Source organism: Planctomycetia bacterium, assembly GCA_034440135.1.
Lineage (GTDB): Bacteria > Planctomycetota > Planctomycetia > Pirellulales > JALHLM01 > JALHLM01.
Genome location: JAWXBP010000297.1, coordinates 1 through 6462 on the forward strand (window position 1 = coordinate 1; position 6462 = coordinate 6462).

Annotated in this window: 7 protein-coding genes; 4 read left to right on the forward strand and 3 right to left on the reverse strand. The window is 62.3% G+C overall.

Annotation, left to right across the window (positions count from 1 at the left end; translation table 11 throughout):
- Nucleotides 1-1320, forward strand: a 1320-nt coding sequence (locus SGJ19_17955) for a Gfo/Idh/MocA family oxidoreductase (protein MDZ4782134.1), incomplete at its 5' end; no start/stop codon positions are given.
- A gap of 82 nt (nt 1321-1402) precedes the next feature.
- Nucleotides 1403-1915 carry an adenine phosphoribosyltransferase gene (locus SGJ19_17960; protein MDZ4782135.1) on the forward strand — a complete coding sequence of 171 codons (513 nt, stop codon included), beginning with the start codon at nt 1403-1405 and terminating at the stop codon, nt 1913-1915.
- Nucleotides 1916-1936: 21 nt separating this feature from the next.
- On the opposite strand, the gene SGJ19_17965 is transcribed toward SGJ19_17960, so the two are convergent.
- A complete protein-coding gene (locus tag SGJ19_17965; protein MDZ4782136.1) occupies nt 1937-3250 on the reverse strand; it encodes a Gfo/Idh/MocA family oxidoreductase in 1314 nt (437 codons plus the stop codon).
- A 210-nt stretch (nt 3251-3460) separates the two neighbouring features.
- Here SGJ19_17965 and SGJ19_17970 point away from each other — a divergent pair, with 210 nt between their 5' ends.
- Entirely contained in the window at nt 3461-4897 is a 1437-nt protein-coding gene (locus SGJ19_17970; GenBank protein MDZ4782137.1) for a Gfo/Idh/MocA family oxidoreductase, read from the forward strand.
- Between the two features lie 44 nt (nt 4898-4941).
- On the forward strand, nt 4942-5094 hold the full coding sequence (locus tag SGJ19_17975) for a hypothetical protein (protein MDZ4782138.1): 153 nt from the start codon (nt 4942-4944) through the stop codon (nt 5092-5094).
- A 30-nt stretch (nt 5095-5124) separates the two neighbouring features.
- Here SGJ19_17975 and SGJ19_17980 read toward each other — a convergent pair whose 3' ends face one another.
- Together SGJ19_17980 and SGJ19_17985 are read right to left on the reverse strand one after the other, a co-directional pair.
- Nucleotides 5125-5535 carry a zf-HC2 domain-containing protein gene (locus SGJ19_17980; protein MDZ4782139.1) on the reverse strand — a complete coding sequence of 137 codons (411 nt, stop codon included), beginning with the start codon at nt 5533-5535 and terminating at the stop codon, nt 5125-5127.
- Nucleotides 5536-5542: 7 nt separating this feature from the next.
- Complete coding sequence (locus SGJ19_17985) at nt 5543-6277, reverse strand: Crp/Fnr family transcriptional regulator (protein ID MDZ4782140.1); 735 nt, start codon at nt 6275-6277, stop codon at nt 5543-5545.
- Nucleotides 6278-6462: the final 185 nt, after the last annotated feature.

Sequence of the window (6462 nt, forward strand, 5' to 3'; positions counted from 1 at the left end):
GCGGTGATTGGGTCGGGCGGGCGCGGCGGCAGCCATTTGGAGCATTTCCGCGAGCGTAAGGACGCGGCGGTCACGTATATCTGCGACGCCGACGAGCAGCGCGCGCAAGGGCACATCGCCGCGATTGAGAAGTCTCAGGGGCATCGCCCCAAGTTCGTACAAGACATGCGTGAGGTGTTCGACGACCCCACGGTCGATATCGTCACCACGGCCACGCCAAACCACTGGCACTCGTTGGTTAGCATCTGGGCGATGCAAGCCGGCAAAGACGTGTACGTGGAGAAGCCGGTCAGCCACAACGTGAGCGAAGGTCGGCGGATGGTCGAGGCGGCCCGCAAGTACGGGCGCATCTGCCAAACCGGCACGCAATGCCGTTCGATGCCGGGCACGAAGAAAGCCATCGACTTCATGCGCGCCGGCGGCATCGGCGAGCTGAAGATTGCCCGCGGACTGTGCTACAAGCGCCGCGACTCGATCGGCCCGCGCGCCTGTTATCCTTGGCCGAAGACGGTCGACTACAACCTCTGGTGCGGCCCGTCGCCGCTGGAACCGCTCATGCGCGAGCGGTTGCACTACGATTGGCACTGGCAATGGGAACAGGGGAACGGCGACCTCGGCAACCAGGGCATCCACCAGATGGATATCGCCCGCTGGGGCCTCGGAATCGACAAGCTGAGCGACACGGTCCTGAGCTACGGCGGCCGCTTCGGCTATGAGGACGCCGGCGACGTAGCCAACACGCAGGTCGTCGAGCACATCTACGGCGACAAAAGGCTGATTTTCGAAGTCCGTGGCTTGGAAACGGAAAAGTACCGCGACGCGGGCGTCGGCGTTGTTTTCCACGGCACGACGGGATACATCGTGCAGGACGGTTACAACCACAGCACGGCCTTCGACCTCGACGGTAAGGTGATTCAGGAATTCACCGGCCCGGGCGGCGACGATCTCCACTACGAGAACTTCATCCGCGCGGTCCGCAGCCGCAACTACCAGGACCTCAACGCCGACATCGAGCAAGGGCATCTCTCCAGCGCCCTGTGCCACTTGGGTAACATCTCGATGCGGCTCGGCGAACACCTTAACGCCCCGGATTGCGAGTCGTACCTGAGCGGGCATCAGGTCGACCTGGAAACTTGGGATCGCTTCAAGGGTCACCTGGCCGACCGCGCCGTCGACCTCGGCAAAGTCAAGCTCTGGTGCGGAGTGCCCCTCAAGATCGACGTCGATAACGAATCGATCCCTGGCACCGAGCCAGCGCAGGCGATGCTGACGCGCGAATATCGCAAACCGTTTGTGGTGCCGGCCGCAGGGCAAGTGTAACGCGTGTTGCCCGCCCCCTAGTCTGTTCCATCGGCGTCGGAGACGCCTCCCACAGTCGAAGCAGTAGAAGGAATCTTTCCGCTTGACGCTTGAAGATCACATCCGCAGCATCCCGGACTTTCCGAAGCCTGGGATCATGTTTCGCGATATCACTCCGTTGTTGGCCTCCGCTGAGGCGTTGCGAGAGTCGATCCGCCGTTTGGCGCAGCATTACCGCGAGTCGAAGATCGACGTCGTCGCCGCGGCCGAAGCGCGGGGATTCATCTTCGCCGCGCCGCTGGCGATCGAACTCGGCGTCGGCTTCGTGCCGATTCGTAAGCCAGGCAAGCTGCCTTTCGAAACGCACGCCTTCCACTACGAACTGGAGTATGGCCGCGACACGCTGGAAATCCACATCGACGGCGTCTCCCCTGGACAGCGCGTTTTGTTGGTAGACGATCTGCTCGCCACCGGTGGCACCATCGAAGCGTGTTGCAATCTGATCGAGCAAGCCAAGGCCATTGTGGCTGGCTGCGCGTTCGTGATCGAGCTTGGCGACCTCGGTGGCGCAGCAAGGCTAAAACGCTACGAGCTATTCAGCCTGATCAAGTATTGACCGGTAACGGTTGCCACGGTCCTACGACGTCGGCAACTCAAAGCCTTTGCGGCGCGGGCGATCCAACAGCGCGTTCGCTTCGTCGTCGCCGTCGAATTGCTCTTTCGCGGCGTCCCAACGCAGCGGGCGACCAATCGCGCGGGTGATATTCGCCAAGTGGCACACCGAGACCGAACGGTGGCCGATTTCCACGTCCGCCACCGGCACTTCGCGCGAGCGGATGCAATCGAGCCAGTTCTGCATGTGCCACTTCGCTTGCCAGAGCGCGAGTGAGTCGCTCCACTTGCGCTCTTCCTCGACCACGTCGAGCTTCGCTTCCAGTTCCTTGGCGATTTCCGGCGGGTTCGACGCAAACTTATTGCGATTGATTTCGAGCTTGCCCTTTTCGCAGATAAACACCGCGCCCCCCATCGGGCCGTGTCCGGGCTCGATCACGAAGTTCACGTCGACGCCGTTCGGGTAGCGCATCGAAACTTGCCCGTTCGGGCCTGCGGAAAGCGGACGCAATTCCGCGGGGCCGGTGTCGTCCATGCCGAGCGCCCATTGGATCTGGTCGACGCCGTGCGCGCCCCAGTTGGTCATCTCGCCGCCGGCGAAGTCGCGCCAGCGCATCCAGCCCATCCAATCCTGGTTAAACGGTCGCTCCGCGGCCTGGTTGAGCCACATGTTCCAGTCGAGCCCTTCCGGCGCTGGCGATTCTGGCAATCCGCCCGCTGGCGAGGCCTCGGCGCCACCGTAGTTGATCGCGCGGACTTCCAAGACCTTGCCCAACCCGCCGCTGCGCACCAATTCGCAGGCGACGCGATTCATTTCCATCGACCGCTGCTGCGAGCCGACTTGCAGCACGCGTTTGTGCAGGCGCACCGCGTCCACCAGCGCACGGCCTTCCTTGATATACAACGTGAGCGGCTTCTCCGCGTACACGTCCTTGCCGGCCTGGCAGGCTTTGATGCACGGCAACACGCGTTGGAATTCGCCGGTGGCGACGATCACCGCGTCGATGTCCTGGCGATCGAGGATTTTTCGGTAGTCCTGATAGACCGGCCAGTCTCCCTGCTGCTTTGCCTTGAACGCCTCGGCCCGCGGCACATTGCAGTCGCTCAGCGCCACGATCCGCGCCGATTCCGGCAACTGCTCCAACAGCAAGCTCGCCCGGCCGCCGACGCCGATGGCGCCGACGGTGATTTGGTCATTGACGCTGGCAAACGCCCGCGCGGCGCGCGGCGAACGCAGCGCCGCAGCCCCCAACGCTCCCACCGCGAAGGTCTTGGCTGTCGTCCCGAGGAATTGACGGCGCGTGGAAGAACCAGTCGTGTCGCTTGGATAAGTAGGCATGGCGTTAGGCGTACCTAGGAATGGATGGGCGAGTGGTCACGAAGTCTCTGTCAGGTTGGACAGTATAACACGCCCATTGCTTGGCGCGTAAACCATCCGGCCCAGGTCCAGTAACGGCCGCTGCGATGGTTGCCATTCCCGCCACGGCTCGCGATACTAGGGGTCATCGCGTTCACGTCCCCACGCTCGTTGCACACGAGGAGCCGTTCCATGTCCCGGTCCACGCGTCGGCAGTTCTTGGAAGAATCGATGTTGGCCGCCGCCGCGCTGGCCGCCGCTGGCCTGACCCCGATTCCTTTGCGAGCGCAAGATAACTCCAAGAGCGCGAACGACGTGATTCGCCACGCCGTGATTGGTCTCCGCAATCGCGGGCGCGATCACCTCGACGAATTCATGAACATCCCAGGCGTGGAGATCGCCTACATCTGCGATCCGGACGCGGAGATCCTCGCCAAGAGCAAACAACGCGTCATCGACAAGCAGGGCCGCGCGCCGGAGGCCGTGGCCGACATGCGCAAGGTGTTCGACGACAAGACCGTCCATACAGTCTCTATCGCGACGCCCAACCACTGGCACGCGCTCGCGACGATCTGGGCGATCCAGTCCGGCAAGCATGTCTATTGCGAAAAGCCGGTCTGCCACAACGTGGTCGAAGGCCGCCGCATGGTCGAAGCCGCGCGGCATCATCAACGCCTCTGCCAGGCCGGCACCCAACGCCGTTCCAGTGGCGATCTCCGCGCCGCGGCCGAATACCTCCAAGCCGGCAAACTCGGCAAGATCAAGCTCGCGCGGAGCATCGTCTACCGCGAGCGCGAGACGATCGGCAAGCCCGGCGCGTATCAACCGCCTAAGCAAGTCGATTACAACCTCTGGCTCGGCCCCGCGCAAGACGAGCCGCTCACGCGCCCGAACCTGCACTACGATTGGCACTGGTACTGGAACACCGGCAACGGCGAAATCGCCAACAACAACATTCACCAGGTCGACGCCTGCCGCATCTTAACGGGTGGCGCCGGCGGGCTAGGCAACTCGGTGCTCAGCATTGGCGGGCGCTTCGGATTCGGCGACGCCGGAGAAACCCCCAACACCCAGATCACGGTGCATGGCTTCGACGATTTCGCCATCGTGCAGGAAACGCGCAACCTGAAGACTGCGACGTACCGGCCCGATCTCGACGAGGGCTGGATCGTCGAATGCGAGCATGGATTCGTCGCTGGCACGTCGGCCTTTGACCTCGACGGCAAGTTGATCGAGACGTTCCAAAGGGAAGGCGAAAACCACTTCGCCAACTTCATCCGCGCCGTCCGCAGCGGCAAGCAAGAAGATCTCAACGGCGACATCCTGGAAGGTCATCAATCGACTTCGCTCTGCCACGTCGCCAACATCTCTCACCGCCTGGGCCAAACCGCCACGCCGGAAGAGATTCGCGCGCGGTTGGAGTCGGAAAATGCCCGGCCGGAATTCGTCGATGCCTACTCCAGAATGGAGCAGCACCTCCACGACCACGGCGTCGACCTCGCCAAGACGCCGCTGTCGTTAGGCGCCCGGCTCGTCTTGAAAGGCGAGTCGTTCGTCGACAACTCCCATGCCGACGCCCTGCTGACCCGCGAATACCGCGGCGAATTCACGCTGCCGAAGATTGGCTAGCGTGCTGGCGGGGCAGACCTTGGACGCGCCCCGGAGGGCACTTAATGTTCATCAGACGACTCGGTTCCCTCGCCGCGATCCTCATGGTCGCCGCCGTTGACGCCGAACGCCGCGAAGACTGGCTCCCGCGCGTGCGCAAATTGTTGCCCGACGGCACGGCGACCGTCATCGCGGAGATCAAGCAACGTGGTGATTAATCGCTTACGACGCGTGCCGGGTGTATGGGTCTAGGGCGCATGTGCGCGTGACTGCCACGCGACGGCGCCAAGCGACGGCGTTACTTGGATTTGTCCATCCAGTTGCGTTTGCACCTGACGGCATTTTGCACATTGCCTCAGATGTTCTTCCATTTTGGACCGAGTCGTGGCGTCGACGTTTCCTGTGGCAAGATCGCCGAGCCGATGCACAACCTCGTGGCAAGCGATATCGCCGTAACAATAGTCGACGTCAACCCCCGGCTTAAATTGCGGCGCAGCAGTAGGCCAACTGTACCAGCTGGCGAGCAACACGACGCCCACCATGGCAATCACCGGCGCGGCGGTGCGCAATGTTCGCCGGCGTTGCAATCGCCCTGCCGCCCTTAACAAGACGCCAGGCGGACAGTCTGACCAGGATGATGGACCGGACGATGGTTGCATGGGTTCGTTAACCTCGACTATCTGTGCGGCGATTCGACTTGTGGCGCTCCTTCGCATCACCTGCGACTTGTTTGCGTAGCATTTCCGTGGCGCACAAAATGATTCGACTGCGCCGCTTTCCGACAAGTCCCTCGTCGGTCAGTTCACCCATCATGAGCGTAACCGATTCCCGAGTGCTGCCAATGGCGCTAGCGAGTTCCTGGTGCGACAACCGCAACTCGATGACAACTCCTTCCGGCGTCGGCCGGCCGTAGCGCTCGGCCAGTTCCAACAGAAGTTCGACGAGCCGCTGACGGACTGATCGAAACAGCAGCGACTTGAGACGACGTTCGATCCGCTGCCGCCTGAGCCCAATCAGTTTGGTAATGCCCACGGCGAGACCGGGATTCTCATTCATGATGCGCAACACTTCTTCGCGGGGCAGCGAAACAACTAGCGACGGCGCCATCGCATCCGCCAGCTCGTCGCGAGTCTCGCCGCCGAACATGGCCAACTCGCCGAACAGTTCACCGGGGTCGACATAAGCGAGAATTGCCCTCTTTCCCTCGGGGCTGGTGCTACCGATTCGGATGCGCCCCTCGGCCAAAAGCAGCACGCCGTCGGCGGCGTCGGACGGAAGATAGACGAGCTCGCCGGTACGAAAACGGCGAACACGCGAGCGGGCTTCCAGTCGGCGCAGATCGTCGGCCGAGACAGCTGTGAGCAACGCACAGCTTTTGAGCAACCAATAACGCTCGGACATGCCTTCTCCGCCTGACGCCGTTCGTCGAGGACCCAGGCTACGGTAGTCGGCGCGGTTCTGTTGGTCTAGTAGGCGCATTTGGCGAATTAACAGTCGATACAGCGGCAGTACTCCGGAAATCAACCTGATCTGATAAACCTACCACAGCCCGAGTCGCGCGGTTTGTGAGCTAGCTCACAAACCGC

Coding starts and splice junctions, on each gene's coding strand:
- SGJ19_17980 (MDZ4782139.1), bottom strand. CDS start 5,535: ATGCAACCATCGTCCGGTCCATCATCCTGGTCAGACTGTCCGCCTGGC.
- SGJ19_17975 (MDZ4782138.1), top strand. CDS start 4,942: ATGTTCATCAGACGACTCGGTTCCCTCGCCGCGATCCTCATGGTCGCC.
- SGJ19_17970 (MDZ4782137.1), top strand. CDS start 3,461: ATGTCCCGGTCCACGCGTCGGCAGTTCTTGGAAGAATCGATGTTGGCC.
- SGJ19_17985 (MDZ4782140.1), bottom strand. CDS start 6,277: ATGTCCGAGCGTTATTGGTTGCTCAAAAGCTGTGCGTTGCTCACAGCT.
- SGJ19_17965 (MDZ4782136.1), bottom strand. CDS start 3,250: ATGCCTACTTATCCAAGCGACACGACTGGTTCTTCCACGCGCCGTCAA.